Annotated in this window: 24 protein-coding genes; 18 read left to right on the top strand and 6 right to left on the bottom strand. The window is 64.6% G+C overall.

All coding sequences use genetic code 11. The annotated features are described in order from the left end of the window. Nucleotides 1-73 precede the first annotated feature (73 nt). Both L8V00_RS06805 and L8V00_RS06800 read left to right on the top strand, forming a co-directional pair. Nucleotides 74-790, top strand: coding sequence for a LytR C-terminal domain-containing protein (locus tag L8V00_RS06805; RefSeq protein ID WP_269944576.1), 717 nt, complete (start codon nucleotides 74-76; stop codon nucleotides 788-790). Between the two features lie 50 nt (nucleotides 791-840). Beyond that, nucleotides 841-2,019, top strand: a complete 1,179-nt coding sequence (locus L8V00_RS06800; protein ID WP_269944575.1) for a glutamate--cysteine ligase — start codon at nucleotides 841-843, stop codon at nucleotides 2,017-2,019. 78 nt (nucleotides 2,020-2,097) lie between these two features. Here the strand turns inward: L8V00_RS06800 and L8V00_RS06795 are convergent, their stop codons facing one another. After that, a complete protein-coding gene (locus L8V00_RS06795) occupies nucleotides 2,098-2,718 on the bottom strand; it encodes a hypothetical protein (RefSeq protein WP_269944574.1) in 621 nt (206 codons plus the stop codon). A gap of 169 nt (nucleotides 2,719-2,887) precedes the next feature. After that, nucleotides 2,888-4,303, bottom strand: a complete 1,416-nt coding sequence (locus tag L8V00_RS06790; protein ID WP_269944573.1) for a dipeptidase — start codon at nucleotides 4,301-4,303, stop codon at nucleotides 2,888-2,890. Nucleotides 4,304-4,535: 232 nt separating this feature from the next. Between L8V00_RS06790 and groL the strand changes: the two genes are divergently transcribed. The 3 genes from groL to ppk2 all read left to right on the top strand — a co-directional run bounded on the left by groL (nucleotide 4,536) and on the right by ppk2 (nucleotide 7,631). Continuing rightward, a complete protein-coding gene (groL, locus tag L8V00_RS06785) occupies nucleotides 4,536-6,179 on the top strand; it encodes a chaperonin GroEL (RefSeq protein WP_049049725.1) in 1,644 nt (547 codons plus the stop codon). 269 nt (nucleotides 6,180-6,448) lie between these two features. Beyond that, nucleotides 6,449-6,580 (top strand): PorACj family cell wall channel-forming small protein, encoded by a 132-nt coding sequence (locus L8V00_RS06780; RefSeq protein WP_161799464.1) that lies wholly within the window; start codon nucleotides 6,449-6,451, stop codon nucleotides 6,578-6,580. Between the two features lie 160 nt (nucleotides 6,581-6,740). After that, entirely contained in the window at nucleotides 6,741-7,631 is an 891-nt protein-coding gene (gene ppk2, locus L8V00_RS06775) for a polyphosphate kinase 2 (RefSeq protein WP_034987296.1), read from the top strand. A gap of 91 nt (nucleotides 7,632-7,722) precedes the next feature. Here the strand turns inward: ppk2 and L8V00_RS06770 are convergent, their stop codons facing one another. The 3 genes from L8V00_RS06770 to L8V00_RS06760 are packed head-to-tail and all read right to left on the bottom strand — an operon-like array spanning nucleotide 7,723 to nucleotide 12,420. Next, nucleotides 7,723-11,622 (bottom strand): Pls/PosA family non-ribosomal peptide synthetase, encoded by a 3,900-nt coding sequence (locus L8V00_RS06770; RefSeq protein WP_269944572.1) that lies wholly within the window; start codon nucleotides 11,620-11,622, stop codon nucleotides 7,723-7,725. A gap of 7 nt (nucleotides 11,623-11,629) precedes the next feature. Beyond that, a complete protein-coding gene (locus L8V00_RS06765; protein WP_035004727.1) occupies nucleotides 11,630-12,076 on the bottom strand; it encodes a MarR family winged helix-turn-helix transcriptional regulator in 447 nt (148 codons plus the stop codon). A 32-nt stretch (nucleotides 12,077-12,108) separates the two neighbouring features. Then, a complete protein-coding gene (locus L8V00_RS06760; protein ID WP_005296869.1) occupies nucleotides 12,109-12,420 on the bottom strand; it encodes a rhodanese-like domain-containing protein in 312 nt (103 codons plus the stop codon). Nucleotides 12,421-12,544: 124 nt separating this feature from the next. Between L8V00_RS06760 and L8V00_RS06755 the strand changes: the two genes are divergently transcribed. Continuing rightward, on the top strand, nucleotides 12,545-14,977 hold the full coding sequence (locus tag L8V00_RS06755) for an HAD-IC family P-type ATPase (protein WP_269944571.1): 2,433 nt from the start codon (nucleotides 12,545-12,547) through the stop codon (nucleotides 14,975-14,977). Here the strand turns inward: L8V00_RS06755 and L8V00_RS06750 are convergent. Beyond that, nucleotides 14,974-15,456 carry an inorganic diphosphatase gene (locus L8V00_RS06750; protein ID WP_049049743.1) on the bottom strand — a complete coding sequence of 161 codons (483 nt, stop codon included), beginning with the start codon at nucleotides 15,454-15,456 and terminating at the stop codon, nucleotides 14,974-14,976. The genes L8V00_RS06755 and L8V00_RS06750 overlap by 4 nt on opposite strands. A gap of 46 nt (nucleotides 15,457-15,502) precedes the next feature. Between L8V00_RS06750 and dacB the strand changes: the two genes are divergently transcribed. The 12 genes from dacB to panC all read left to right on the top strand — a co-directional run bounded on the left by dacB (nucleotide 15,503) and on the right by panC (nucleotide 26,940). Then, on the top strand, nucleotides 15,503-16,837 hold the full coding sequence (gene dacB / locus L8V00_RS06745) for a D-alanyl-D-alanine carboxypeptidase/D-alanyl-D-alanine endopeptidase (RefSeq protein WP_269944570.1): 1,335 nt from the start codon (nucleotides 15,503-15,505) through the stop codon (nucleotides 16,835-16,837). Nucleotides 16,838-16,840: 3 nt separating this feature from the next. Continuing rightward, the gene (tilS, locus tag L8V00_RS06740; RefSeq protein ID WP_269944569.1) at nucleotides 16,841-17,863 is read left to right on the top strand and encodes a tRNA lysidine(34) synthetase TilS; all 1,023 of its coding nucleotides are present in this window, start codon (nucleotides 16,841-16,843) and stop codon (nucleotides 17,861-17,863) included. Between the two features lie 105 nt (nucleotides 17,864-17,968). Next, the gene (hpt, locus tag L8V00_RS06735; RefSeq protein WP_005296857.1) at nucleotides 17,969-18,550 is read left to right on the top strand and encodes a hypoxanthine phosphoribosyltransferase; all 582 of its coding nucleotides are present in this window, start codon (nucleotides 17,969-17,971) and stop codon (nucleotides 18,548-18,550) included. Nucleotides 18,551-18,618: 68 nt separating this feature from the next. Beyond that, nucleotides 18,619-21,009, top strand: a complete 2,391-nt coding sequence (gene ftsH / locus L8V00_RS06730; RefSeq protein WP_269944568.1) for an ATP-dependent zinc metalloprotease FtsH — start codon at nucleotides 18,619-18,621, stop codon at nucleotides 21,007-21,009. After that, entirely contained in the window at nucleotides 21,009-21,605 is a 597-nt protein-coding gene (gene folE / locus L8V00_RS06725) for a GTP cyclohydrolase I FolE (RefSeq protein WP_269944567.1), read from the top strand. The genes ftsH and folE overlap by 1 nt, the downstream gene beginning before the upstream one ends. Continuing rightward, on the top strand, nucleotides 21,602-22,540 hold the full coding sequence (gene folP, locus L8V00_RS06720; protein WP_071055961.1) for a dihydropteroate synthase: 939 nt from the start codon (nucleotides 21,602-21,604) through the stop codon (nucleotides 22,538-22,540). The genes folE and folP overlap by 4 nt, the downstream gene beginning before the upstream one ends. After that, a complete protein-coding gene (gene folB, locus L8V00_RS06715; protein WP_035004717.1) occupies nucleotides 22,533-22,898 on the top strand; it encodes a dihydroneopterin aldolase in 366 nt (121 codons plus the stop codon). Before folP ends, folB begins: the two co-directional genes overlap by 8 nt. Next, entirely contained in the window at nucleotides 22,895-23,497 is a 603-nt protein-coding gene (folK, locus tag L8V00_RS06710; protein ID WP_071055962.1) for a 2-amino-4-hydroxy-6-hydroxymethyldihydropteridine diphosphokinase, read from the top strand. The genes folB and folK overlap by 4 nt, the downstream gene beginning before the upstream one ends. Before the next feature lie 11 nt (nucleotides 23,498-23,508). Continuing rightward, nucleotides 23,509-24,003 carry a DUF3180 domain-containing protein gene (locus L8V00_RS06705; protein ID WP_035004713.1) on the top strand — a complete coding sequence of 165 codons (495 nt, stop codon included), beginning with the start codon at nucleotides 23,509-23,511 and terminating at the stop codon, nucleotides 24,001-24,003. 10 nt (nucleotides 24,004-24,013) lie between these two features. Then, nucleotides 24,014-25,099, top strand: coding sequence for a DUF6779 domain-containing protein (locus L8V00_RS06700; RefSeq protein ID WP_071055964.1), 1,086 nt, complete (start codon nucleotides 24,014-24,016; stop codon nucleotides 25,097-25,099). Between the two features lie 9 nt (nucleotides 25,100-25,108). Further along, nucleotides 25,109-26,014, top strand: a complete 906-nt coding sequence (locus tag L8V00_RS06695) for a Rossmann-like and DUF2520 domain-containing protein (protein WP_071055965.1) — start codon at nucleotides 25,109-25,111, stop codon at nucleotides 26,012-26,014. 5 nt (nucleotides 26,015-26,019) lie between these two features. Next, nucleotides 26,020-26,940, top strand: coding sequence for a pantoate--beta-alanine ligase (gene panC, locus L8V00_RS06690; protein WP_070487259.1), 921 nt, complete (start codon nucleotides 26,020-26,022; stop codon nucleotides 26,938-26,940). The last annotated feature ends 17 nt before the right edge of the window (nucleotides 26,941-26,957 follow it).

The following is a 26,957-nucleotide window of genomic DNA, read 5'->3' as shown; positions in this document are numbered from 1 at the left end:
GAGCTCTGACGAAGAATGAGGCACAGCGCGTGTCAGGTTTGTTACCGATGTTACGGAAGTTAAACTTTGTGGCGTGACTGAACCGAATCGACCACGCCATGCACTCGACGACGACGCGGATAATGAGAACCTCGGCCTCCCGCTGCGCGGCCTAGCCATGATCCTGATTGCCGTAGCCGTTCTGCTGATTGGCTGGGGCGTATTCTCCCTGTCCGGCAATGATTCCGATGAATCCGAGCAGGCCAGCCAGACCCAGCAGACGCAGGGTCAGCAGGGTCAGCAGGGCGAGCAAGCTAAGCAGGGTGAGAAGCCCTCCGCCCCCGAGGGCGAAGATCCCAACCGCCCGGACGCGGAAGATGCCGAGAAGCCGAAGCCGGAAGACGAGCGCGAAAACCGGGAGGGGGATCGCGCTGACGAGAGTCGCGATGGTGATGCGGCAGCGGCGGAAGGTGGCGTCAATAAAGAAGACACCTACGTAGCCGTCCTCAATAACAGTCCCATCAACGGCCTCGCCGGCGACGTCGCCAACAAGATGCGCGACCAGCAGTGGAACAAGACCGGTGTGGGCAACCTACCGGACGAGTCGGGTGTCTTCCCGACGTCTGTGGTGCTCTACCCGAAGGGTAATGACGCCGAGCGTCAGCTGGCCGAGCAGCTCGCCAAGGATCTGGGGATCCAGGCGCGCGAGCGTGACGAGGCTACCGACCGAGCCATCGAAGGCGTAGAGATGCTGGAGGGGGAGCGCCCCGCGGGTGTTGTGGTTGTGACAACAAATGACATGCCCCGCTAAAGTAAAAGCGTTCTTTTAACTTCTGTCTACATATCTTCTAAGGGGCCGCAATGGACTTCCCGGGTTCCGCACCTTCCGTCGGCATTGAGTGGGAAGTCGCCCTCGTCGACCCCGAAACCCGCGACCTGGTTCCGCGCGCCGCCGAACTGATAGAGCGGATGGACGAGGTGCACCCCGGCCACAAGGTCGTCCGCGAGTTCCTGGCCAACACCGTGGAAATGGTCTCCAGTGTGCACGACACGATCCCGGAGGCAGTCGAGGACCTGTACGTGCAGGCGAAGCAGCTGCTGGAATGCGCGGACGACATCGGCGTGAACCTGTTTTCCGCAGGCACGCACCCGTTCGCGCACTGGGGGGATCAGCAGCTCAGCGAAAAGGGGAGCTACCAGGAGATCATCGAGCGCACCCAGTACTGGGGCCGTCAGATGCTGATTTGGGGGATTCACGTGCACGTGGGCGTGGGTTCCAAGGAAAAAGTGTGGCCCATCATCAATGCGTTGATGACGCACTACCCGCACATCCTGGCCATGTCCGCCAGCTCGCCCGCCTGGGAGGGGCTGGATACCGGCTACTCCTCCAACCGCACCCTGCTGTACCAACAGCTGCCGACTGCGGGCATGCCTTACCAGTTTGAAAACTGGGAGCAGTGGGAGGAATTCAACCGGGATCAGGACCTATCGGGAGTGATCAACCACACCGGCTCCATGCACTTCGACGTGCGCCCCACCAAGTACGGCACGGTGGAAACCCGTTTTGCTGATGCCACGATGGAGCTGTGGGAGCTCGCCGCCATCGCCGCCTACACCCACTGTCTGGTGGTGTACTTCGAGCGCCGCCTGGACGCTGGCCACGAGCTACCGACCCTGCAGCCCTGGCACGTGGCGGAGAACAAGTGGCGCGCGGCCCGCTATGGCCTGGACGCGCTGATCATTACCGACCGGGAGACCAACGAGGCGCTGGTCACTGACGAGCTGGACGCCTGGGTGGATAGGCTCGCCCCGCTGTCCGAGGAGCTGGGATGCGCAGCGGAACTCCAGGATGTGCGCAAGCTGATCGCCCGTGGCGGAGACTATGCGCTGCAACGCGCCGCGGCCCGCGAGCACGGTGCCGCGCCGGAGCCCGGCACCCGCACCCGTGGAGACGACGGGGTAGAGGGCGGCTTCACGCAGCCGGAGGCGTGGATCGCCGCGGTGGACCTGACAGTCGAGTCCCTGCGGAAGTCGCTGTAGTTACGTGACAGTGGCGTGCCCTAGCCACCATTACGTGGCTGAGCTTAGAGGTGCTGAGCTTAGAGGCGGGTAGCCGCGCTAGAGGTGCAGGCGGGCAGCCGCGTTGCACAGGGCGCTAGCGATGGAGGTATCGCGGTCCGCGCCGAAGCCAACTGCCCACACACGCTTGGACTTGTGCACCGCGTAGATGAAGGTCACGGTGGCCTCGAAGATGTCGTACTGGTGGAACTCTGCGACTTCCACGGGGAAGCCGTGGTCTGCCAGGGTTTCCGTCATTGCCGAGGATGCGCCCATCGCGGTGATCTCCACGCGGGTGGACTGTCCATCGGCGCGCAGGCCACTGACCTGCATGTCGAAGTCGTGGCGGCCCAGAGAAAGGCGGGTGGCCTTCAGGTAGTCCACGCGGATCGCGCCGGGCGCGTAGGTGCGGATGAACTTTTTCCACTCCATGCCGCGTGCTTCCTGGCGCATGCCCACCGGCAGGCGCTGGCCGAAGCGGGCGCGGAACGGATCCTCCGCGAAGGTGCGGGTGCGCTTGCGGCGCTTCTCGATGCGGGTGTGCACCGGCTCGCTGTACGTCTTCGCGGTGGAACGGCGACCGCTGGGTAGCGGGGTGTACACAGGCGCGTCTAGATCCAGGTCCTGGTCCGAGCTGGCGAAGCGGATCAAGGTCGTGGTGTTCGTAGAGGAAACGTTCATGGTGACTCGATTTTCTGGAACAAGATCTAGTTGGCCTTGGGCACCCGCTGAATGGGTGCTCAAATAAAGTTGGGTACCTATATAAAGTACTGCTAGTTAAATAATGTAATCCGTCTCACTCTGAGATTCAAACTGTTGCCTATTTCTCATTAGGTGAGATTCTGGGCGGCTAGCTGTGCTCCTCTGCGGTGCGCAGCAGGAACAGCAGCTCGGCCGTCGCGATGGCCTCAATCTCGCCCGGATCCACGGACTCGTCCGCGGAGTGGATGGCGCACTTCGGCTCCTCGATGCCGTATAGCGCGAGCTCCGCCTGCGGGTACGCACCCAGCAGCTTGTTGGTCAGCGGAATCGACCCACCGGAGGCGACCTCCATCGTCTCCTTGCTGTAGACCTCGCCCAGTGCCTCGCCGAGCCGCTGCAGCGCTGGGCCGGAGGTATCCGCCTGGAATGCCTCGGCCAGGGAGCCGCGCTCGATCTCCACCTGCGCGTTCGTCTTCAGGCTTTCCAGGTGCTTGACCAGCAGGTCCTGGCACTCCTGCGGCTCGCGTCCCGGCGGCACGCGCAGGCTTACCACGGCCGCCGCGGTTGCGGGCACGGAGTTCACCGAGTCCGCCACCGACAGCGCATCCAGGCCTGTGATCGTGATCGATGGGTTCATCACCGTCAGGTCGTTCGGCTGCCATTCGCCGGCTCCGTATAGCTCCACGCCGTCGGTTACCCCGGCGTTGTCGCGGAATTCCTGTTCTGTTGGTCCGACGCCACCCCAGCGCTCCTTCGGCTCCAATCCCGGGACGGCTACCAAACCGTTTTCGTCGTGGAGAGTGGAAAGAAGCTGCACCAGCTCGACCAAGGCATCCGGTGCCGCGCCGCCGAACTGGCCGGAGTGCATCGGCTGTGCCAGCGTGCGGGTACGCACCGTGACCGGCGCGGAACCGCGCAGCGCGGTGCACAGGCTCGGCTCGCCCAGGGTGTCATTGCCGGAATCGGCAATGAGGAAAGTGTCGGCGGCGAAGAGCTCCGGCTTTTCGGCCAGCAGGTCCTCCAGGCCATAGCCGCCGCGCTCCTCCGAGCCCTCGACGACGATCCGGATGCCGAGATTCTTGGCGGCCGGGAAGTGGGCGTCCGAAAGGATAGAAAGAGCACGCAGCACAGCAACGTGCATGGCGACGTGGCCCTTGCAGTCGGCGGTGCCGCGGCCATACCAGCGGCCATCGCGCTCGGTGAGGGTCCACGGGTCATCGGTCCACGCTTCGATGTCGCCGGCGGGCTGCACGTCGAAGTGGGAGTACAGGAGGATGGTGGGGTAGCCCTCGGCGGGCTCGCGCAGGCCGATGACGGAGGTGGAGCCGTCGGTGGTGACGTGGCCTTCGACGGGGATGCCCACGCTGGTGAATGCGTCGATGACCCACTGCGCGGCAGCGGCATTGGCATCTTCCAGGCCCGGGGTGGAGTGGACCGACTCGAAGGAGACGAGAGTTGTGAGGTCTTTCTTCAGCTGCGGCATCTGCTCCGCGATGGCGGCGCGGGCGAGGTCTAGCTGCGAGGTGTTGGATGCGCTGTTGGATTCACTGTTGGTATCGCTCATAGATAACTACTGTAGCGACCGGACTGGACAGCCGATGTGCGTGCACGGCACCTTGCAGACGATGGGGGAGAGTGCTAAAAACGGGGTTAGCACTTGAACTAAGGGAGTGCCAGAAAATAACCGTCAGATGAAGTGAGGGTGAATGTCGCGACATTCATTCACCCGTGCCGTCGCGGGCGCTTGATCTGAGCCGTATGTGTCGCCAACTCTAAACGGAGGATCGAAAAGCCTCATGGCTAAGATGATTGCATTCGACGAAGAAGCACGCCGCGGACTGGAAAAGGGCCTGAACACCCTGGCAGACGCGGTTAAGGTAACCCTCGGCCCGAAGGGACGCAACGTCGTCCTGGAGCGCAAGTGGGGCGCCCCGACGATCACCAACGACGGTGTGACGATCGCTCGCGAAATCGAGCTGGAAGACCCCTACGAGAAGATCGGCGCCGAGCTGGTCAAGGAAGTCGCCAAGAAGACCGATGATGTCGCTGGCGACGGCACCACCACTGCAACCGTCCTGGCGCAGTCCCTGGTACGCGAGGGTCTGCGCAACGTTGCCGCTGGCTCCAACCCGATGGGCATCAAGCGCGGCATCCAGGCTGGCGTGGAGAAGATCACGGCGGAGCTGCTGAGCCACGCCAAGGAGATCGAGACCCAGGAGCAGATCGCCGCTACCGCCGGCATCTCCGCTGCTGACGAGAAGATCGGCGAGCTGATCGCCGAGGCTATGTACAAGGTTGGCGACGGTCAGCTGAACAAGGACGGCGTGATCACCGTCGAGGAGTCCAACGCCTTCGGCGTGAACCTCGAGGTCACCGAGGGTATGCGCTTCGACAAGGGCTACATCTCCGGTTACTTCGCCACCGACGTGGAGCGTGGCGAGGCTGTGCTGGAGGACCCGTACATCCTGCTGGTTAGCTCCAAGATCTCCAACGTCAAGGATCTGCTGCCGCTGCTGGAGAAGGTCATGCAGTCCGGCAAGCCGCTGCTGATCGTTGCCGAGGACATCGAGGGCGAGGCTCTGTCCACCCTGGTTGTTAACAAGATCCGCGGCACCTTCAAGTCTGTCGCCGTGAAGGCACCGGGCTTCGGCGACCGCCGTAAGGCGCAGCTGCAGGACATCGCGATCCTGACCGGCGGCCAGGTCATCGCCGAAGAGGTTGGCCTCTCCCTGGAGACCGCAGACCTGCCGATGCTGGGCACCGCCCGCAAGGTCGTGGTGACCAAGGACGATACGACCATCGTCGACGGCGCAGGCTCTGCAGAGCAGCTGGCTGGCCGTATCAAGCAGATCCGCCAGGAGATCGAGAACGCGGACTCCGACTACGACGCAGAGAAGCTGCAGGAGCGCCTGGCTAAGCTGTCCGGCGGCGTTGCAGTGCTGCAGGTCGGCGCCGCCACCGAGGTGGAGCTGAAGGAGCGCAAGCACCGCATCGAGGATGCCGTGCGCAACGCTAAGGCAGCCGCAGAAGAGGGCATCGTCGCCGGCGGTGGCGCAGCCCTGCTGCAGACCGCCAACGTGCTGGACGACAACCTGGGCCTGGAAGGCGACGAGGCTACCGGCGTGCAGATCGTACGCGCGGCCCTGGCAGCCCCGCTGAAGCAGATCGCTCACAACGCTGGCCTAGAGCCGGGCGTAGTCGTGGACAAGGTTGCCAACCTGCCTGCAGGCGAGGGTCTGAACGCTGCAACCGGCGAGTACGTCGATCTGCTGGGTGCTGGCATTTCCGACCCGGTGAAGGTCACCCGTTCCGCGCTGCAGAACGCTGCTTCCATCGCGGCACTGTTCCTGACGACCGAGGCTGTCGTCGCGGACAAGCCGGAGCCGGAGGCACCGGCAATGCCGGGTGCTGACGAGATGGGCGGCATGGGCGGCTTCTAAGCCCCGTGTAAAACAGTTAAAAATAGCTGGTTTTCCTAGATTTAACCTAGGTGGACTCGCCGTAAAAACAACCCCTGAGCTGGATCTTTATTGAATCGTTACCCCCTGGTGGGGGGTGGATTTAAAGAAGGTCTCGCCCAGGGGTTGTGGCTTTTCGCAGATCCGCTACTCTATTCTCCAGACGGCCTAGAGGGGGCGTCACTACCACAAGAAAATTATCGGGCTCAGAGGAACTGGCGCCCCCAATCTCTACAAGAGGAGAAACTAGTATGTTCGAGCAGATCAACAACATCTTCACCCAGCTGACCGACTTCTTCGGCGGCTTCAAGAGCATCTTCGAGGGCCTGGGCAAGGTTGCCGGCGTTATCAACGAGTGGGTTAACGGCAAGGCTGAGAAGTAAGCTTCCGCTTAACAGCTAAAACCCCGGCTTCGGCCGGGGTTTTTTCATGCCTTTCCTACCCCGTATGGTTCCGGCACATCTGTATAGCTGGGCCAAAACCACTAGACTGGAAAGTGCTACTAGAATTGAAAAATCTTCAGGCGAAGGAGAACCCAGGCACATGGCCGAAGAAGAATTCCACATGGTTGATCTTGCCGCTACCGAGGGCTACTTGGTGGACGACTCGGATGAAGACGATCCGGTACTGATCACTCCGGACGGCCATCGGGTTGATACCTGGCGCGACCAATACCCCTACGACGAGCGCATGAGCCGCGACGAGTATGAGACCACCAAGCGCGCCCTGCAGATCGAGCTGCTGAAGTTCCAGAACTGGACCAAGGACACCGGCCAGAAGCACATCATTATTTTCGAGGGTCGTGATGCTGCCGGTAAGGGCGGCACCATCAAGCGCTTCAACGAGCACCTGAACCCCCGTGGTGCCCGCACCGTGGCCCTGGAGAAGCCCTCCGAGCGCGAGTCCACCTCCTGGTACTTCCAGCGCTACGTCCAGCACTTCCCGTGCGGCGGCGAGATCGTCTTCTTCGACCGCTCCTGGTACAACCGCTCCGGCGTGGAGCGCGTGATGGGCTTCTGCACCAACGATCAGCACGCGGAGTTCCTGCGTGAGGTTCCGATGCTGGAGAACATGATCATGGGCTCGGGTATCTCCCTGACGAAGCTGTGGTTCTCCGTCACTCAGAAGGAGCAGCGCACCCGTTTCGCCATCCGCCAGGTGGACCCGGTTCGCCAGTGGAAGCTCTCGCCGATGGACCTGGCTTCCCTGGACAAGTGGGATGACTACACCCGTGCCAAGGAAGAGCAGTTCCGCTACACGGACACTAACGAGTCCCCGTGGATCACCATTAAGTCCAACGACAAGAAGCGCGCCCGCATCAACGCGATGCGCTACGTCCTGTCCAAGTTCGAGTACGCGGACAAGGATCACGAGGTCGTCGGCGAGCCGGATCCGAAGATCGTCAAGCGCGGCCGCGACCAGATCGGCGACTAATAGCATCCACCCGGGCTGGCCAGAATAAGCCAGTACGCGAACAAGCCCCGGCTGCCCTGCATAGGGCGGCCGGGGCCTGTGCTCTTGGAGGCTAACCTTCGACGATCTCGATCGGGTTGCCTTGCCACCTCGTCGCGGCGGGTACGTGGTCGCCGCGCATAACTAGTGACGCCGGGCCGACCGTCGCCGCCTGCTCGATTGCGGCGGCGGGCAGAGCCACACTGTGGGGGCCCATTGTCGCACCGTCTCCCAGGGTGACGGTATCCAGGCTCATCACGCGGTCCTGGAACAGGTGCGTCTGCACCACACAACCCGGGCCCACGCTGGCACCCCGGCCAATGCTGACCAGGTCCGCCTCCGGCAGCCAATAGGAATCCAACCAAGCGCCCCGGCCAATCTTCGCGCCCAGTGCACGCAGGAACATGTTCAGGCTGCCAGTACCCATCGTGTGCGCCAGGAACCAGGGGCCGGCCACGGTCTCCACGAACTGATCCTGCAGTTCGTTGAGCCACACGAAGGCCGACCATAGTTCGTGCTCGCCTGGCTTGATGCGCTGCACGCATAGCCACTTCATCAGCACCGTCACCGCCGCAGCCACGAACCCAGCGCCGACCAGAACCAGGCCGGAAACCGCGAAGGTCTGCCAGATGCCCTGGTTTACCAGCATCCACTGCAGCGCCAGTACCACACCCGCGGCAATCGCGGCGGAGGTCATCGGGGCGAGCAAGCGGAGGGTCTCTACGATGCCGCGGGCCACCTTCAGGCCGAAGCCCGGGTTGTAGGTACGGGACTCGCCGCCGGCCTCCACAGCCACGCGGCGCAGGCGCTCTGGCGGGGAGCCTAGCCAGTTGCTGCCGGACTTCGTTTTCTCTGGGGTGGAGGAGAGCACGGCCACCAGAGAGTTCTTCTTCAGCGTGCGATCCGGACCGGCGATACCGGAGTTGCCCAGGAAGGATCGCTTACCCACCTTCGTGTTACCGGTAAGCATCCAGCCGCCACCGCCGAGCTCGTAGCCGCCGACCATCGTGTCGTCTGCCAGGAACGCGCCCTCGCGCACCTCGGCGAAGCGCGGCACCATCACGGCGGTGGAGATCTCCGCATCCTTGCCCACCTTGGCGCCCAGGCTGCGGAACCACAGCGGGGTGAGCTGTGCTGCGTACATCGGGAACAGCTGCGTACGGGCGCTATCCATCAGGCGCTCGACCGCCCAGACGCGCCAGCCGCTGAGACTGCGCACGGCCACCACGCCCGGCTTCAGGCCTGCGGACAGCAGACGGACGGACAGCCACGTCAGTGCTGCGTACGTTGCAAATGCCACCAGACCACCAACTGCGGCGATGGGAAGCGCCAGCAAGGGGGCGTCAACAGGAACGAGCCACAGCACAAACGCCGCAGCGACGAACAGAGCCACCAGGGGCAGGAACGACATCGCGATGGCGCTCAGCGCGTAGAGCCAGAACCACATGGTGCGGCGCGGGGCGGCGTGCTCCGGGAAACGGTTGCGGGCCTTGCCGACCTTCACCGCAGGCGAACCTGCCCACTGCGAACCTGCCTTGACCTTCTTGGCTCCCGTGACGGCTGAGCCGGGCTCGATGTGAGCGCGGGCGCCGATGCGGGCACCGGGGAACAGGGTGGAGCGGGCGCCGACGGAGGCGTCCTTGCCGACCTCGATTCTGCCGACATGCAGCACATCGCCCTCCAGCCAGTAGCCGGAAAGGTCCACTTCTTGCTCGATGGAACAGTGCTTGCCCAGGGTTAGCAGGCCAGTGACGGGCGGCAGGGTGTGCATCTGAGCGCCCTTGCCGACCTTCGCGCCCAGCCAACGGGCATAGGTGGTGATCCACGCGGCACCGGAGACATCGCGTGCGCCGGAGGAATCCGCCACGCGCTCCGCAGCCCAAATGCGCAGGTGAACAGAGCCGCCGCGCTTATAGTCGCCTTCGCCGATGCCCGCCGTAATCAGGCGGATCAACAGCGCGGACAGTGGCAGGCGGCCCAGCGGGGTGGCGAAGACGATCACCGCGGCGATGACCACGGCCCAAGGCACGTCGACCACCCACGGCAGGTCGCCTGCCCACGAGGAACCGTGGAACAGGATCGCGTTGAACACCAGGATCCAGGTGACCCACTGCGCGCCCGCGAGGGTGAGCGCCGGAACCTGGATCAGGGCTTGTGCAAGGCGGGTGCCGATACCCACCGGCTTGGCGGGTGTGACGTCCTTGGCCTGTGCGGCCTGGCCGGAGCCCGTGCCGCCGGTCTTTTCGCGCAGAGAGTCGATGTGCTCGGCCAGTGCACCCAGGCGGGAGTGATCGTAGAGATCACGCACGCTGACGGTGGGAACCTCCTGGCGCACGCGGCTGATCAGCGTGGCCGCACCCAGGGAGGTGCCGCCGAGGTTAAAGAAGTCCGCATCCGGGCTGGTTACTGCCGTGCCGAGCGCGTCGGCGAACAGCCCCGCCAGCCACTGCTGGGTGGGGTTGTCGAACTCCGCGTTGCCACTGGAAGGCAGCGGCCATGGCAGGGCTTTCTTGTCCACCTTGCCGGAGGTCGTCACCGGCAGCTCGTCCAGCGCGCACAGGCGCGGAACCATGGCAGCGGGCATGGAATCGCGCAGCTGGTCTAGCGCCTGCTGCTGGTCGAAGTCCTCGACGTCTCCCTCGGTGGAGACGTAGCCCACCAGTACCTTGTCCCCGCCGCCAGTGGTCTGCACCACGACGGTGGAGCTGCGTACTCCGGGAAGGGCGGACAGCGCGGCGTCTACCTCACCGAGTTCGATTCGACGCCCACCGATCTTCACCTGGTCGTCGATACGACCGACGAAGTACAGGCCATCTTCCTCGAGGCGCACATGGTCGCCGGAGCGGTAGGCGCGCTCCCAGCCGAGCTCCGGCATGGGCGCGAACTTCTCCGCATCCTTCTCCGGATCCAGGTAGCGGGCCAGGCCGACGCCGCCGATGATCAGTTCGCCGGTCTCACCCCAGCCCACCGGCTGGTTGTTTTCGTTAACGACAGCCAGGTCCCAGCCGCGCAGGGGAGTGCCAATGGAAACCGGGCGCACCCCGTCCATGGTGGTGCCGCAGGCCACGACGGTGGCCTCGGTCGGGCCATAAGTGTTCCACAGCTCGCGGGAATCGGTGGCCAGGCGGGCGGCTAGCTCTGGCGGGCAGGCCTCGCCGCCGAAGATCAGCAGACGCACGGCATCCAGAGCCTCATCGGGCCAGAGACCGGCTAGGGTCGGCACGGTGGAAACGGCCGTGACGCTGCGGGAAACCAGCCAAGGCCCTAGGTCCACGCCGGAGCGCACCAGGGCGCGTGGGGCGGGTACTAGGCAGGCGCCGTGGCGCCAAGCCAGCCACATTTCCTCGCAGGAAGCATCGAAGGCGACGGACAGTCCCGCTAGAACGCGGTCGCCCGGAGCCAGTGGTTCCTCCTGCAGGAACATCTCTGCTTCCGCGTCCACGAAGGCAGCCGCGTTGCGGTGGGTGACCGCCACGCCCTTTGGCTTGCCTGTGGAACCGGAGGTGAAGATGATCCACGCATCAGCTTCCAAGTCCGGGCCGAACTCCTTAGTGGCGGCTGCCCCAGGATTTGCCTGCAAGTTTTCGTCGACTAGCTGCAGCCCGTCGGCACCGTAAATTGCGGCCACGCCGGCCTCGCCGAAGACAAGGGAAGCTCGTTCCTCGGGGTCGTCGGCGTCAACAGGTACATAGGCAGCACCGACGGCCAGGGTGGACAAAATAGCGATGTAGAGCGAGCGATCGCCGCTGGGCATACGAATGCCGATGCGGTCGCCGCGCCCGAGGCCACGGTTATGCAGCCACTCGGCGGTTTCGTTGATTTCGTCGAGCAGCTCGGAATAGGTAATAACCCCCTTGCCGTCGTCGATGGCGGGGGCTTCTGGGCACGCCGAAGCCGTCGCACGCACAATGTCGATGAGCGTGCGCGGCTCCGGTGCCTCGTGGGAACGGAGGTACCGGGAAGGGATTTGCACTTTTCGCCTAGGCCTCCTCGGTAGAGATGATGGCCTTGGCCAGCTTGCTCAAGTGCTTAAGCTGCTTGGAAGTGGATTCGTCTAGCGCCTTATCCTCTGCGGAGGCGACCAGAGGGGAGAGACTGTTGTAGGTCTTAGTGCCCTTCTTGGTCACCGAAATGATCTGGCGGCGACGATCCTTCGGATCCTTAACCCTCTTGGCGAGGGAGCGCTTTTCCAGGGAGTCGACCAGGCGAACCATGTCGGAGCGGTCCACCCCAAGAATTTCGCCTAGCGTGGCCTGGCTTGCTGCATCGCCATCGACGAGGCAGGCAAGAACCCAGAATTCGCGCAGGTTGAAGCCCTTTTCCGCGAGCGCGGTCTCTACGAAGTCGCGGGTGCGGCGGCGTAGGCGCTCAAGCTGGAATGAGGGCGAAGACAACAAGTCAGCGGGTAGCGGCGTGTTTTCGGACATGCCATAAATATAACGCTGACTATGGGGGTTGTCTAATTGTGGGGTTGCCCCACGATAGGTAGTCCGGCGTCTCGCCAGCCGGCCGTGCCGTTAGCAACGTTGATTGCGTCGATGCCATTCTGCTCCAGCCACTGGCAGGCGCGCGCGGAGCGACCACCGGAGAGGCAGATCAGGTAAATATCCTCGTTCAGGTCCAGCTCGCCGTAGCGAGCCTGCAGCTCGGAGAGGGGCAGGTTGGTCGCGCCCTCGGCGTGCCACTGGTTGTATTCGTCCACCTCACGGATGTCGATTAGCTGGGCGCCAGCAGGAACATCGGTGGGCTGTACTGTTTCGAATTCACTCATGGCGCCCCATTGTAGGCAAGGTGGCAAAGTTGGGCAGCCAGCGAGGTGGAGTTGAATAGCGTGGAGTTAAATAGAAGGGACACCCCGGTGGGGACCTGCCGGGCCGTTTACGCAGGAGGTCGAATTGGCGCACGCCAGCGAGCAAGCTAGCGCCGAAGTGCAGGCTGACCCTTCGCGGGGACTCACGGCCGCCGAGGTAGAGGAGCGCAAGCAACGCGGCGAGGTGAATGCGCAGAGCCGCGGAACCGGCCGAAGCGTGGCACAGATTCTGCGCGCCAACATCTTCACCCGCGTCAATGCCATCCTCGGCGTTCTGTGCGCGATCGTCCTGTCCACCGGTTCGGTCATCAACGCCGCCTTCGGCCTGCTCATCATCGCTAATTCCGCGGTGGGTGTGATCCAGGAGCTGCGTGCGAAGAAGACCCTCGACAAACTGCGCATCGTCGGCGAATCGGAACCCACCGTCATCCGCGATGGCGAGGAAAAGACCATCCCGCAGCACGAGGTCGTCCTCGGGGACATCATCAAGCTGCGCAGCGGGGACGAGGTCGTGGTGGACGGCACGGTGGTGGCCGGCTCACTGCGCGTCGACGAATCCCAGCTGACCGGCGAGGCCGATGCTGTGAGCAAGGGCGAGGGTGACGAGATCCTCTCCGGGTCCTTCGTCAACGAAGGCTCCGCCGTCTTCCGCGCCGATAAGGTGGGCGACGAGGCCTATGCGGCACGCCTGGCCTCCCAGGCCAGCGAGTTTTCGCTGACCGACTCCGTGCTTATGAACGGCATCAACAGCATCCTCAAGGTAATCACCTGGCTGCTGATCCCCACCGGCATCCTCACGATCTGGACCCAGCTGGTCCGCTCCGATACGGGTCTGCGCGAATCCATCCTTTCCATGGCTGCGGCGATCGTCCCGATGGTGCCGGAGGGGCTGGTTCTTATGACCTCCATCGCCTTCGCTGCGGGCGTGATCCGCCTTGGCAAGTACAAAGCCCTGGTCAATGAGCTCGTCGCCATCGAAGGGCTCGCGCGCGTCGATACGGTATGCACCGACAAGACCGGCACCCTCACCACCAATGAGATGGAGCTGGATTCCATCGTCGCCGCCGACGGAAGCCCTGCTGACGGGAGCGAAGAGGACGAAACCTGGGCGCGCAACCTCGCCTCCATGCTGAACGCCCAGGATGATCTGAACGACACCGCCCGCTCTATCGTGGCCGGGCTACGCGAGCGCGGCGTGGAACCCGAACAGTGGCAGGGCCACGAGATTCCTTTTAACTCCCGCTACAAGTTCTCTGGGTTCGCCTGCTCTGACGCCACCGCCTGGATCATGGGCGCCCCCGACGTGCTTTTGCGCGAAGGTGGTCGTGCTGCAGAAACAGCCAAGGATCTGGGCGATCAGGGTTTGCGCATCCTGGTGTTCGGCAAGCTCGAAGGCGCCGATGGGGAGGCCTGGGCCAACACGGACGACCTCAGCATGGATTCCGCCCCGCAACTGAATGAACCGGTGCTCGTGGTGCTTCGCCAGCAACTGCGCTCCGACGCCCGCGAAACGCTCGCGTACTTCGACGAGCAGAACGTGGACATCAAGGTGATCTCCGGCGACAACTCGGATTCCGTGGCGGCGGTCGCGCGCAAGGCAACCGACCGGGATCTCGTGGCGGTGGATGCCCGCACGCTGAACGGCCTGGACGACGAAGCCTTCGATGCGGAGATCAAACGCGGAAATGTCTTCGGGCGGGTCAGCCCGGAGCAAAAGCAGCAGATGGTGGAATCTTTGCACCGTCAGAACCGCACGGTGGCCATGACCGGCGACGGCGTCAACGACGTGCTGGCGCTGAAAAAGGCAGACATTGGCGTGGCCATGGGCTCGGGCGCACCCGCAACGCGCAGCGTGGCGCAGCTAGTGCTGCTGACGAACAAGTTCTCCGCGTTGCCCCGCGTGGTGGCCGAGGGGCGCCGGGTGATCGGCAATATCGAGCGCGTGGCGCACCTGTTTCTGACGAAAACGGTCTACTCGGTGGTGCTGGCGCTGGTGGTGGCGGTGCTGGGAATCTCTTTCCCGTTCCAGCCGATTCACGTGACGATCACCGGTTGGTTCACCATCGGCATTCCGGCGTTCATACTTTCGCTGGCTCCGAACACGGAACGTCCGCGGGACGGTTTCGTCAGGCGCGTGCTGTCATTGGCGATTCCCTCCGGTGTGCTCATCGGCGGCATCTGCGTGACGATGTGGATCATCATCTACCCCGGAGCGGAGGTGCCGGAAATTCAGCGGCAACAGGCCGGTACTGCGGTGCTGCTGGCGCTGATCGTCATGGGGTTGTGGGTGCTGGGGATTGTGGCGCGGCCGCTGAATTGGTGGAAGGTGCTTCTGCTGGCCGGCTGTGTGGGCGGCTACCTGGTGATCTTTCTGGTGCCGCCGCTACGTGAGTTGTTGATTCTGCACACGGGCAACCTGAAGCTGATGCTTACGGGGTTGGCCGTGGGTGCGGGCGGGGCGGTGCTCATTGAGGTTGTGCACCAGATCGCCGCCCGCCGGCAAGCGGCTGTGAGTTAGCCCTTGTAGCGTTCGATGGCCTCGTCGAGGATCTTCACTGCTTCCTCGGCGTTGCCCCAACCGGAGCCGTTGACTTCCTTGCCCGGCTCCAGGTCCTTGTAGTGGACGAAGAAGTGCTCGATCTCGTTCTTGGTGAACTGGTCGATGTCCTCGATGTCCTGGAACTGCTCGAAACGCACGTCGTCCAGCACGCACAGCAGCTTGTCGTCGCCGCCGGCCTCGTCGGTCATCTTGAACACGCCAACCGGGCGGGCCTCAACGATCACGCCGGGGAAGACCGGCTCCGGCAGGATCACCAGTGCGTCCAGCGGGTCGCCGTCCTCGCCCAGGGTGTGGTCGATGAAGCCGTAGTCGGCCGGGTATGCCATCGGGGTGAACAGGTAGCGGTCGAGGTAGACCTTGCCGGTCTCGTGGTCGACCTCGTACTTGTTGCGGGAACCCTTCGGGATTTCAACGGTTACTTCGATTTTTTTGCTCATGCGCACCATTCTAACCGAGCGCCTTTTTTCGGCTAGGGTGAAACGAGTGAGTGAGCAGAAGTCCCTGAAAGTATGGCTGTGGAGCATCCTCGCCTTCGTGATCGTCGTGGCGGTCGTAGTGGGGGCTGCTGTGGTGTGGTCGATGAATGGCCGCTACGAGGTGCAGGCCGCCGAGCAGCTGGCGGAGCCCACCCCGGTGATGCACGCGCCCGAGGGGGATGTGCCGGACGTGCAGGCCGCTATTCAGCGCGCCGCGGCGGATCCGGCGCTGGGGGTACTGTCAGCCTCCGTCACCGATGTTGAGACCGGCGAGGTGCTGTGGGCGAAGGATGAGAACCGGAAGCTCACTCCGGCTTCTGCCACCAAGCTGTACACGGCGGCCGCCGCGATCCTGGCGCTGGACGAAGATAGCCGCTGGTCCACCGACCTACTGCAGGATCCGAACGATCCGGGTCGGCTGATCCTGCGCAGCGATGGCGATGTGTCGCTGTCCCGCGATGGCGAGGGCTTCTTCACCGATGCCGCCTCGGTAGCCAAGCTGGCCGAGAAGGCGAAGAAGAAGCTGGGCGGCCAGGCCGTGACCTCCATCGTCGTGGATAACTCGATTCGCTCCGGCGACCTTTTCAACAAGACCTGGGACCGTGAGGACATCGACGGCGGCAACATCGCCAACCTGGATGCCGTCATGCTCGATGCCGGTCGCCTCGATCCTTATACCTCCGACTCTGCCCGCTCCCACAACCCTGGCGAGGATGTGGGGCGCGCCCTCGCTGATGCGCTCGGCGCGGATGCGGAGGTCACTGTTTCTAAGGAAGTGACGCCCAGTCTCTGCGACCAAGGCCCCATCGCAACCGTTCAGTCCGCGCCGCTGAACGTGCGCTTGCGCGACATGCTGGTGCACAGCGACAACATCATGGCCGAGGCCATTGGCCGGGAGATTGCGGAGTCCCAGGGCAAGCCGCGGACCTTCGAGGGCGCCACGAGTGCGACCCTCGACGTGCTGAAGGAGCACGGGATCGATACCAAGGATGCGACCCTCTTCGATAACTCCGGCATGAGCGAGAAGAACCGCCTGACTGCCCACGAACTAGACGGGGTGCTCTCCAATAAGGAGGTGCGCGGCATCCTGGACATGCTGCCGGTATCCAGCGTGGAAGGCACACTGGAGGCGCGCTATGGTTCCGGCTCCGGCTCGGAAGACTCCGCCGGCTGGGTGCGTGCCAAGACCGGCACTCTTTCCGGCGTGAACGCCCTGGCCGGGACGGTTATGACGGACTCGGGGCGAGCGCTGACGTTTGCGTTCCTCTCCAATGAGTCCGACCCCAACTCCGCCCGTCCGGCGCTGGATCGGCTGGCGAACGCGGTGCGTTCAGCCAAGTAGGCCATGAGTGTGCAGTCGCAGATCCGAGCCTGGCTGCGAGAGCTGGAAACCGGCCCCGAGTCCGCAGCGTGCGCGGAACAGGTTCGCGCCGGGGTGGCAGTGGGGCTCTCCGGCGGGGCGGACTCCCTGGCACTGGTGCACGGCCTGCTGCGCTGCGGGGTGAAGGTACACGCGGTGGTGGTGGACCATCAGCTGCAGGAAGGCTCCGCACAGGTGGCGCGGCAGGCCGCGGATACCGCGCTGTCCCTAGGGGCGACGGCGGAGATCCGCACCGTCGAAGTGGAAGGCCCAGGGGAGGGGCCGGCGCGCCAGGCGCGCTACGAAGCCCTCGGCGCGGCAGCCGCCGGGCGGCCCCTCTTGGTGGCTCACACGGCGGATGACGACGCAGAAGGGATGCTCATCGGGCTGGTCCGCGGATCCGGGGCGGAAGCCATCGCCGGGATGCGATCCGTACACACCGACCACGCGGCCGTGGCCGCAGGGGCCGCGTGGCTCGGTCGCCCGCTGCTGAACTGCACCCGCGCGGAGACAGAGGCCGAGTGCCGTGCCGCAGGTCTTAGCTGGTGGGAGGATCCGCACAACTCCAGCGATGCCTACCTGCGCAGCCGCATCCGCACCCGCGTGCTGCCTTACCTGCAGAATGTGCTCGGGGAGCACATCGGTGCGAACATGGCCCGCACCGCTCGGATGCTCCGCGAAGACGTCGAGCTACTCGACGAGCTCGCTGGACGGGAGCTGCAGGCGGCGGAGGAGGGGGCGTCATTAAACTGCACCGAACTACAACAGCAACCAGCGGCACTGCGGCGTAGGGTGCTCAAACAATGGCTGGCAGACAAAGCCGGACCCCTCACGAGCGCGCACCTCAACGCGATAGACGCGCTGGTCATCGCATGGAAAGGGCAAGGAGGGGCAGCAGTGCCGTGGCCACAGAACCAACCTGCATACACCGAGCAACGGCGCACCCACCGCCTGGTCGTGCAACGTCGCTATGGGTACCTGCAGTTAGCGACTGTCCCCAGGTCGTAGCTGCGCGCTAGAATGCCAGGCAGGCACAAAACGGCGAAGCCAATGCAGCGGAGCCAAGACAGCGAAGCCAGAACAGCGAAACAAACGAGGAAAACGAGGTCTGCGATGCACAGCGAGAAGAACTTCAATGTCCCGGAAAACCCTTACGGCGACGATCTAGAAAGTATCCTCATCGACGAGGAAACGCTGCACGCCCGCATCAACGAGCTGGCCAAGGCCACCGCTGACCGCTTCCGCGACGAGGAAGACGACCTCATCCTGATCTGCGTGCTGAAGGGCGCGGTGTTCTTCATCACCGACTTCGCGCGGGCGATCGACATCCCGACGCAGCTGGAGTTCATGGCCGTGAGCTCCTACGGAAACTCCACCAGCTCCTCCGGCGTGGTGCGCATCCTGAAGGACCTGGACCGCGACATCGAGGGCCGCAACGTGGTGATCGTCGAGGACATCATCGACTCCGGCCTGACCCTTTCCTGGCTGCTGAAGAACCTGCGCAACCGCAACCCGAAGTCGCTGTCCGTCGTTACGCTGCTGCGCAAGCCGGAGGCGCAGAAGGTGCAGATCGACCTGGCCGAGGTCGGCTTTGACATCCCCAACGAGTTCGTTGTGGGCTATGGCCTGGACTTTGCCGAGCGCTACCGCGACCTGCCCTACGTGGGCACCCTGCACCCTCGCGTTTACCAGTAAAGCGCTACATTTAAGCGACATAGAGCGCTGTTCGCACGGCATATAAAACCAACAACACTCTAGGAAATATGGACAAGAAGAAGGTACTGAGGATCGCGGGCATTGTCGCCGTGATCCTCATCGCGATCTATGCGTTCGGTGTTTTAACTGATGACGCCCGCGGCTATGACGAGGTCGAGACCTCGATAGCGCTGAAGCAGCTGGAAGACAAGAACGTCAAGGAAGCTCAGATCAACGATCGTGAGCAGCAGGTACAGCTGAAGCTGAAGGACTCTATCGAGGTCGAAGGCAAGAAGGGCATCGAGCAGGTCATCGCGAAGTACCCCGGCCGGGCGGCGCCCGAGATTTTCGACGCGGTGAAGAAGTCCGAGGCGGAAAAGTACAACACCAAGGTCACCGAGGATAGCTTCCTGGGCAGCCTGCTGGTGATGCTGCTGCCGATGCTGCTGATCTTCGGCCTGCTGATGTTCATGCTGTCCCGCATGCAGGGCGGCAGCGGCATGGGTGCCTTCGGCTTCGGTAAATCCACCGCCAAGCAGCTGAACAAGGACAACCCGGATACAACCTTCGACGACGTAGCCGGTGCCGACGAGGCCGTGGAGGAGCTGGACGAGATCCGCGACTTCCTGACCGACCCGAGCCGCTATGAAGCCTTGGGGGCAAAGATCCCACGCGGCGTGCTGCTGTACGGCCCGCCCGGTACGGGTAAGACGCTGCTGGCCCGCGCCGTGGCCGGCGAGGCTGGCGTGCCCTTCTTTACCATTTCCGGTTCCGACTTCGTGGAGATGTTCGTCGGTGTGGGCGCCTCCCGCGTGCGCGACCTGTTTAAGCAGGCTAAGGAGAACTCGCCGTGCATCATCTTCGTCGATGAGATCGACGCGGTCGGCCGTCAGCGTGGTGCCGGCATGGGCGGCGGTCACGACGAGCGTGAACAGACCCTGAACCAGCTACTGGTGGAGATGGACGGCTTCGGCGACCGCGACGGAGTGATCCTGATGGCCGCCACCAACCGTCCGGACATTCTGGACCCGGCGCTGCTGCGCCCGGGCCGCTTCGACCGCCAGATCCCGGTGACCAACCCGGACCTGGCGGGCCGCGAGCAGATCCTGAACGTGCACGCGAAGAATAAGCCGCTAGCCAAGGACGTGGACCTGAAGTCGCTGGCCAAGCGCACTGCGGGCATGTCCGGCGCGGATCTGGAGAACGTGCTGAACGAGGCCGCCCTGCTGACCGCCCGCGTGGACGGCAACGTGATTACCGCCGACGCGCTGGAAGAGGCCACCGACCGCGTGGTGGGTGGACCGCGCCGTAGCTCGAAGATCATCTCTGAGCACGAGAAGAAGGTCACCGCCTACCACGAGGGCGGCCACACGCTGGCTGCCTGGGCGATGAAGGACATCGACCGCGTCTACAAGGTGACGATCCTGGCGCGCGGCCGCACCGGTGGCCACGCCATGACCGCCCCCGAGGACGACAAGGGCATGTACAACCGCTCCGAGCTGTTCGCCCGCCTGGTCTTCGCCATGGGCGGCCGCGCCGCTGAGGAACTGGTCTTCGGCAACCCGACCACTGGTGCTTCTGCGGATATTGAGATGGCCACGAACATCGCCCGCGCGATGGTGGTGGAGTACGGCATGAGCCCCGTTGTTGGTGCCGTGAAGTACGGCCAGGACGACGGCGACCCGTTTGTCGGCCGTGGCGGCCAGGGCGGCAACCAGCCGTCCCAGAATGTGGCCAACCAGATCGACGAGCAGGTGCGCATGCTGATGAACAAGGCCCAGCAGGTGGCCTACGACGTGCTGCGCGAGAACCGGGACTATCTGGATACCCTGGCTTCCAAGCTGCTGGAGAAGGAGACTCTGCGCCGCCCGGACCTGGAGGCCATCTTCGAGGGCATCGATACCCGCGAGGTCTCGGACATCTTCCCGATGCAGGATCTGGATCGCCCGTGCGATCACCGCGAGCCGGTGAAGACCCCGGTCGAGCTGGCCCGCGAGCGTGGCGAGGAGCCACCGGAGAAGACCAATTTCTTCTCCGCTGCCCGCCGTGCCCGCATGGAAAAGCGCAAGGCGCAGAACGAGCAGCGCCAGGCCGAGCGCCTGCAGCAGGGCCAGCAGCAGTTCCCACAGACCCAGCAGGGCCAGCACGCCCAGCAGGCGCTGCACGGCCAGCAGGGTCAAGGCACCGCCGGCCCGGTTCCGCCGGAGGAGGAGCGCGGCTTCCGCCTGCCCGACAACGAGCAGCCGGATCACCAGCCGGAGAAGCCCGCGCAGCAGAAGCAAGCTGTGCAGCCCGAGCAGGAGCCGCAGGCAGAGCAGCAGCGTCCGCAAGACTCACAGGAATCGCAGGTGCGTTACCGCCGCGGCGAGATGCCGGAGCAGACGTTCCCTTGGGATAAGCACAACGGTGGCTACAACGGCAACGAGTCCGGTGGCCAGCACAGGCAGGAAGACAAGTAGTGAATAACCCACAGCAGCCGCTCGACCCTGGCTCCTTCGATCAGGAGCGGGCAGAGGCGGCCATCCGCGAACTCCTTTTCGCCATCGGCGAAGACCCCGACCGCGAAGGTCTGCAGGAAACACCGGCCCGTGTGGCTCGCGCCTACCGCGAGACGTGCGCCGGGCTGTACGAGGACCCCACGGAGGTTCTCAGCAAGACCTTCAGCGAGGATCACCGCGAGCTGGTGCTCGTGCGCGACATCACCTTCTACTCCATGTGTGAGCACCACCTGGTGCCCTTCTTCGGCAAGGCGCACATCGGATACATCCCCGGTGAATCCGGCAAGGTCACAGGCCTGTCCAAGCTGGCCCGCCTGATCGACGGCCTGGCGAAGCGCCCGCAGGTTCAGGAACGCTTGACCTCGCAGGTGGCCGACGCGCTGGTGGACAAGCTGGCCCCCTCCGCAGTGATCGTTGTCCTGGAGGCCGAGCACCTGTGCATGGCCATGCGCGGCATCCGTAAGCCCGGCGCCAACACGGTGACCTCCGCGGTCCGTGGCGGTTTCCAGAGCAATGCGGCCTCCCGTGCAGAGGCAATGGCGCTGATTCGGCCGTGACGGGTTCTGCTGTGACTGACCCCAGCGCAAACAACCCCAACGCAAACAAGCCCAGCGCGACCAACCCCCAGCGCACCCTCGTGATGGGCATCCTCAACGTCACCGAGGATTCCTTCTCCGACGGCGGGGCCTACCCGGACACCGCGGCCGCGCTGGCGCACGCCGAGGCGATGGTCGCCGACGGCGCGGACATCATCGACGTCGGCGGGGAATCCACCCGTCCGGGCGCCACCCGCGTCGCCCCGGAGGTCGAGGCCGCCCGCGTCACCCCCGTCATCGAGGAGTTATCCCGCCGGGGCATCGCCACCAGTATCGATACGATGCGGGCATCCACGGCCCGGGCCGCCTGGAAAGCGGGCGTCACCTACCTCAACGACGTCTCCGGTGGCCTGGCGGACCCGGACATGCTCCCGCTGGCTGCAGAATCCGGACTGCCGATCATTCTGATGCACTGGAACAAGGGAAACGCCGCGGACTTCGCCGGAGCCGAGGGCTACCACGACCACGGCGAGGACATCGTCGGCCACGTCATCCGTTGGCTAGAGCAGAGGATCGAAGCGGCGGAGGCGGTAGGCGTCACAAAGAAACAGATCTACCTGGACCCCGGCATCGGGTTCGCGAAGACTCCGCAGGAAAACTGGCAGCTGCTCGGCGCCACCGACCGGCTGGTGCAGATGGGCTATCCGGTGCTGGTGGGGGCCTCGCGCAAGCGCTTCCTCACGGCGCTGCGCCCCGCGAGCGACGGCAACCCCGGCACCCCAGAATCGGCGGACGATGCGACGGCGGCCACCTCCGCGCTGGCGGCGGCAGTTGGCGCATGGGCCGTCCGGGTGCATAAAGTAGCCCCGACACGGGCCGCAGTGGACGTTGCACACGCCATGGCCACCGGACGCGGCCCCGACATCGACGAGCAATGGAGGGCGCGACGTGGCTGACCGCATCGAGCTCATCGGCGTGGAGGCTTTCGGCCACCACGGCGTGTTTTCGCACGAAAAGGACACCGGCCAGAAGTTCATCGTGGACATGGTGGTGTGGACGGACTTCCGCGCTGCGGCGGATTCGGACTCGTTGGAAGACACGATCAACTACGTGCAGCTGGCCGACATCGCGGTGAACGCGGTCGAGGTGCAGGAGGGTCACGATCTGATCGAAACTCTGGCCTCGAACATCGCGGACCAGATCGCGGAGCTGGGCGGGGTGTACGCCGTGGAGGTCACGGTGCACAAGCCGCAGGCGCCGATCGCCCACCCATTCGGCGACGTGCGGGTGGTAGCTCGGAGGTCCAAGCGATGATCACGGCCTTCCTAGGAATCGGCTCGAACATGCCCGGCGACGTGGGCAGCCCCACCGCACAGATCGAACGCGCCTACGAGCTGCTGGCGATGCACCCGGCCATCGAGATTGTGGAGAAGTCGCGGATCTTCGTCACCCCGCCATGGGGTGGGGTGGAGCAGCAGGAGTTCCGCAACTCCGTGGTGGCCGTGCGCACGTCGCTGGACCCGCTCGCGCTGCTGCACCACTGCCAATTCGCCGAGGCCGTTGCGGGGCGGGAGCGCGAGGTCCGGTGGGGCCCGCGCACCGTCGATGTGGACATTCTTTTTTGTTTTGACGCCCAGTCCCAGCCCCTGCAGTCCCAGGGAAAGTGGGGGTTTGAGCTGGTTATTCCGCACCCCTACGCCCACGAGCGGGCGTTTGTGCTGGTGCCGCTGAGCGACCTGCAGCTGGCCCGGGAACCCTGGTGTACCTTGGGCGGGCGAGGCATCCTGGAGTGGCTAGAAGAGGTTGATCCGGCCGAGCGGAAGGCTATCGTCCCGGCGGATCGGTCCGAACTATCGGTCCCTGGCGAGGACCAAAGCCTAGGAACAAATACTAGGACCAAAGACGAGGGATAAAGAGGCAGCACATGAGCCCGCTGAAGCGCACGAAGATCTCCACGCTGGCTGTCGTGGCGATCGTGGGCGCCCTCATCGCCTGGGTCAGCACGCTGAGTTTCTATGGAAGCTTCCCGCCAATTAAGACCACCGGCTCCGTGCTGCTGTGGATTTTCGCAATCGTGTGCGCTGTGGCGGGTTGGGTGATCCGCAAGCGCATCGGCAGCAGCAGCGGGGTGGGGATGGATCGCACACAGATGCAGCCGACGACGGTGGTTCAGTGGCTGGCGCTTGGCCAGGCCACGGCATGGGCCGGGGCGGTGTTCCTGGGAATGTTTGTCGGGGTGGGAATTTATGTTCTGCCGAACGCGGGGCACCTTATGGCCGCGGAGGCCGATGTGCCGGGCGTGATCGCCGGAGCGCTGGGAGCTCTGGCGGCCGTCGTGGCCGGGGTTTGGCTGGAACGCAGCTGCGAAGCGCCACCGCCGGATGCGCCATTAACGCCCAACGGGCTCGACGTTGGGTAGTGTGTTGTCCATGAGCTTCCAGCAGTCTCCTAAGCCACAGCAGTCTCACCAGCCGCAGTCGCAGCCCTTCGACGGGCACCAGTCCCCGGAATCCCTGGGGTACGAGGACGACTCCAACTTCCAGGGATCTTCCGTGGCTTCCAACGAGCCTTCGGGACTCTCCCGCTTCCTCATGTTCGGCCTGGTGGTTCTGGCGCTGCTGGCCAGCGTGCTGATGCTGTTCATGGATTCCGATGGTTGGCTGAAGGTGGCGCTTATCGCCGCCCTCTGGGCTGCCTTCTTCGGCATGGTGCTGGTGCTGCGCTACTCAGGCGCCTTGAAGCTGGCGCGCGAGCAGGCGGAGAACCAGGAGAGCTACTTCCAGTCGCAGCTGGAACACGAGCGCGCACAGCTGGAAAAGCGCGAGGCTGCGACGCAGGCGAAGTACGCCGCAGAGGCCAAGAAGTCCCAGGATCAGCGCGATAAGCACCTGGAGGAGCTGCGTGCGGAGCTGGCTCACATGCGCAAGCAGCTGGCGGAGCTGACCGGCGAGAACTTCGACGAGGGCGAGCAGCGCGCGGTGCGCGCGACTGCCGAGCGAGTCCGCGAGCTGGGGCACAGCGTGGGTGGCCAGGCGCCGCAAGCTGCAGGCAGCTCTGCCGGACAGACCGCAGGACAGCAGCAGTCGGCGGGCCAGCAGGAAGCCCAGCCGCACAAGGCACAGCACCGCAGCAAGCCGAAGTTCAACACCGGCACTTTCGCCGCCGTGAACTGGACCGGCCAGGACTCCGAGGAGACCTCCCAGCTGCCACTGGTCGTGGACACAACGGCGATGGACGAGGCCAAGCGCGCAGAGCACAAGGCCACTCAGCAAAAGCCCACTCAGCCCAAGCCCGCCCAGAAGCGCCGCGCGCAGATGCCGAGCGCCGAGGCCGTTCGCCCCAGCCGTGCCCGCACTGGCGCCGCCCAGGACGCTGGCGCCCAGGACGCTGCCGCGAAGCAGGGCGAGCAGACTGAGGCAACGGCAACCACCCACGGTCGCCGTCGCGCCGATGAGGTGGAAAACGGCCTCACTGTCGCAGAGCTGATGCAGCGCTTCAAGAATCGAGAGAAGTAAAAACCACCTGTGACAGGCCCGACAACCAACTCGGACATTCAACAGCCACGCCTCTCCGTCGGCATCATCTCCGCCGGGAAAGTAGGCGTGGCTTTGGCGGAGGCCTTTGCACGCGCCGGCCACCACGTGCATGGCATCTATGCGCATTCGGCACGTTCGGAAAAGTTGGCGTCAGAAAGAATCCCGAACATACCCCGCATCAACCTAGACAGCACCGCCCACGCCGCGCTCGTGGTGCTGGCGGTGCCGGACCCGAAGCTGCCCGAGGTGGTGGAGGAAGTCGCGCAGCACACGCGCGACGGGCAGATCGTGGCGCACGTCTCCGGGGCGTTTGGCTGCGAGATCCTGCAGCCGATCACCGATACTGGCGCGCTGCCGTTGGCTCTGCACCCGGCGATGACCTTCACCGGCACCCCGGCAGATAGCGAGCGGCTGGACGGCTGCGCATGGGGTGTGACTAGCGATTCCGAGGTCGGCGATGTGGTCGCGCAAACCCTAGTGGCCAGCCTGGGTGGGGTTCCCGTTGCCATCCCCGAACACCGCCGGGCGGCCTACCACGCGGCGATGGCGCACGCGGCCAACCACCTGGTGACCCTGCTGACTGATGCCCAGGAGATCCTGGACCGCGTGTTGGAAGCGCCGGGGGAGAGCCCCGATAGCGCCCTGCTGCTGCGCCGTATCGCCCACGCCGCGGTGGATAACGCGCTGGAAAAACGCATGGACGGGCTGACCGGCCCAGTAGCCCGCGACGACGCGGAGGCTGTGATGCGCCACCGTGCAGCGCTGCGGGAGCTGGAGGACGGGCCAGACTCAGCCGAGGAAGGGTCAGCCGAGGCCGCCTACACCGCGATGGCCCGCCGCACTGCGCTTAAAGCGGGGGCTATTGAGGTCGAAAGGCTGCTGGATCTAGAGTAAGAGCCATGACGTTCACACCTGGCCAAGCAGAGGTTTTCACCGAGATCGAGAAGATCGGGCAGCTCACCCGCGCCATGCGCAAGGCGGGCCGCCCCGTGGCGCTGGTGCCCACGATGGGCGCGCTGCACGAGGGGCACCTCTCGCTGGTGCAGGCCGCCCAGCAGATTCCGGGCGCGCTGGTTGTGGTCAGTATTTTCGTGAACCCCCTGCAATTCGCCGAAGGGGAGGACCTGGATGCCTACCCGCGCACCCTCGACGAGGATGTGGCGAAGCTGAAGGCCGCGGGCGTGGACGCGGTATTCGCCCCCAACCCCCGCGAGATGTACCCCAACGGTCCGCGCACGACTATCCACCCGGGCGAGGCCGGCCGCATCCTGGAGGGTGCCCACCGCCCGACCCACTTCGCTGGCGTGCTGACGGTCGTGAACAAACTCTTCACCATCACGCACTGCGATCACGCCTTCTTCGGGGAGAAGGACTATCAGCAGCTGCTGCTGATCCAGCAAATGGTCACGGATCTGAACATGGAGGTGCAGGTCCACGGCGTGCCGATCGTGCGCGAGGCTGATGGCCTGGCGAAGTCCTCCCGCAACGTTTACCTTTCCGATGAGGAGCGCGAGCTCGCCCTCACCCTGTCCGCCGCCCTGACCGCCGGCGCCTTCGTGGCCGAGCAGGGCCCTGCGGTGGTGCTGCAGACTGCCGGATCTATTCTGGACGCCGCCTCGGGCATCGACGTCGACTATCTTGAGCTGCGCGGTACGGACCTTTCCGACACCCCGGAGGACGGCGAGGCCCGCCTGCTGGTGGCGGCGCGCGTTGGAACCACACGCCTGATCGACAACGTGGGCGTGCCCCTGGGCACCGGCTTCAAGGGCCTGGACGACGGCGGCGAGGGCGGCGAGCCCGCGGACAACGCAGGTGAGTAGAACTGAGTAGAGCTGAG

The sequence above is a fragment of the Corynebacterium evansiae genome (assembly GCF_027570065.1).
Classification (GTDB): Bacteria; Actinomycetota; Actinomycetes; order Mycobacteriales; family Mycobacteriaceae; genus Corynebacterium; species Corynebacterium evansiae.
This window is presented reverse-complemented; position numbering and strand designations above follow the sequence as displayed.

What these genes read in the sequence shown, in the direction of transcription:
- L8V00_RS06700 (WP_071055964.1), top strand. Translation starts at nt 24,014, where the DNA reads ATGAGCTTCCAGCAGTCTCCTAAGCCACAGCAGTCTCACCAGCCGCAG.
- L8V00_RS06705 (WP_035004713.1), top strand. Translation starts at nt 23,509, where the DNA reads ATGAGCCCGCTGAAGCGCACGAAGATCTCCACGCTGGCTGTCGTGGCG.
- L8V00_RS06750 (WP_049049743.1), bottom strand. Translation starts at nt 15,456, where the DNA reads ATGAGCAAAAAAATCGAAGTAACCGTTGAAATCCCGAAGGGTTCCCGC.
- ppk2 (WP_034987296.1), top strand. Translation starts at nt 6,741, where the DNA reads ATGGCCGAAGAAGAATTCCACATGGTTGATCTTGCCGCTACCGAGGGC.
- L8V00_RS06760 (WP_005296869.1), bottom strand. Translation starts at nt 12,420, where the DNA reads ATGAGTGAATTCGAAACAGTACAGCCCACCGATGTTCCTGCTGGCGCC.
- tilS (WP_269944569.1), top strand. Translation starts at nt 16,841, where the DNA reads ATGAGTGTGCAGTCGCAGATCCGAGCCTGGCTGCGAGAGCTGGAAACC.
- L8V00_RS06790 (WP_269944573.1), bottom strand. Translation starts at nt 4,303, where the DNA reads ATGAGCGATACCAACAGTGAATCCAACAGCGCATCCAACACCTCGCAG.
- panC (WP_070487259.1), top strand. Translation starts at nt 26,020, where the DNA reads ATGACGTTCACACCTGGCCAAGCAGAGGTTTTCACCGAGATCGAGAAG.
- L8V00_RS06765 (WP_035004727.1), bottom strand. Translation starts at nt 12,076, where the DNA reads ATGTCCGAAAACACGCCGCTACCCGCTGACTTGTTGTCTTCGCCCTCA.
- L8V00_RS06795 (WP_269944574.1), bottom strand. Translation starts at nt 2,718, where the DNA reads ATGAACGTTTCCTCTACGAACACCACGACCTTGATCCGCTTCGCCAGC.
- hpt (WP_005296857.1), top strand. Translation starts at nt 17,969, where the DNA reads ATGCACAGCGAGAAGAACTTCAATGTCCCGGAAAACCCTTACGGCGAC.
- folK (WP_071055962.1), top strand. Translation starts at nt 22,895, where the DNA reads ATGATCACGGCCTTCCTAGGAATCGGCTCGAACATGCCCGGCGACGTG.
- L8V00_RS06800 (WP_269944575.1), top strand. Translation starts at nt 841, where the DNA reads ATGGACTTCCCGGGTTCCGCACCTTCCGTCGGCATTGAGTGGGAAGTC.
- groL (WP_049049725.1), top strand. Translation starts at nt 4,536, where the DNA reads ATGGCTAAGATGATTGCATTCGACGAAGAAGCACGCCGCGGACTGGAA.
- L8V00_RS06780 (WP_161799464.1), top strand. Translation starts at nt 6,449, where the DNA reads ATGTTCGAGCAGATCAACAACATCTTCACCCAGCTGACCGACTTCTTC.
- ftsH (WP_269944568.1), top strand. Translation starts at nt 18,619, where the DNA reads ATGGACAAGAAGAAGGTACTGAGGATCGCGGGCATTGTCGCCGTGATC.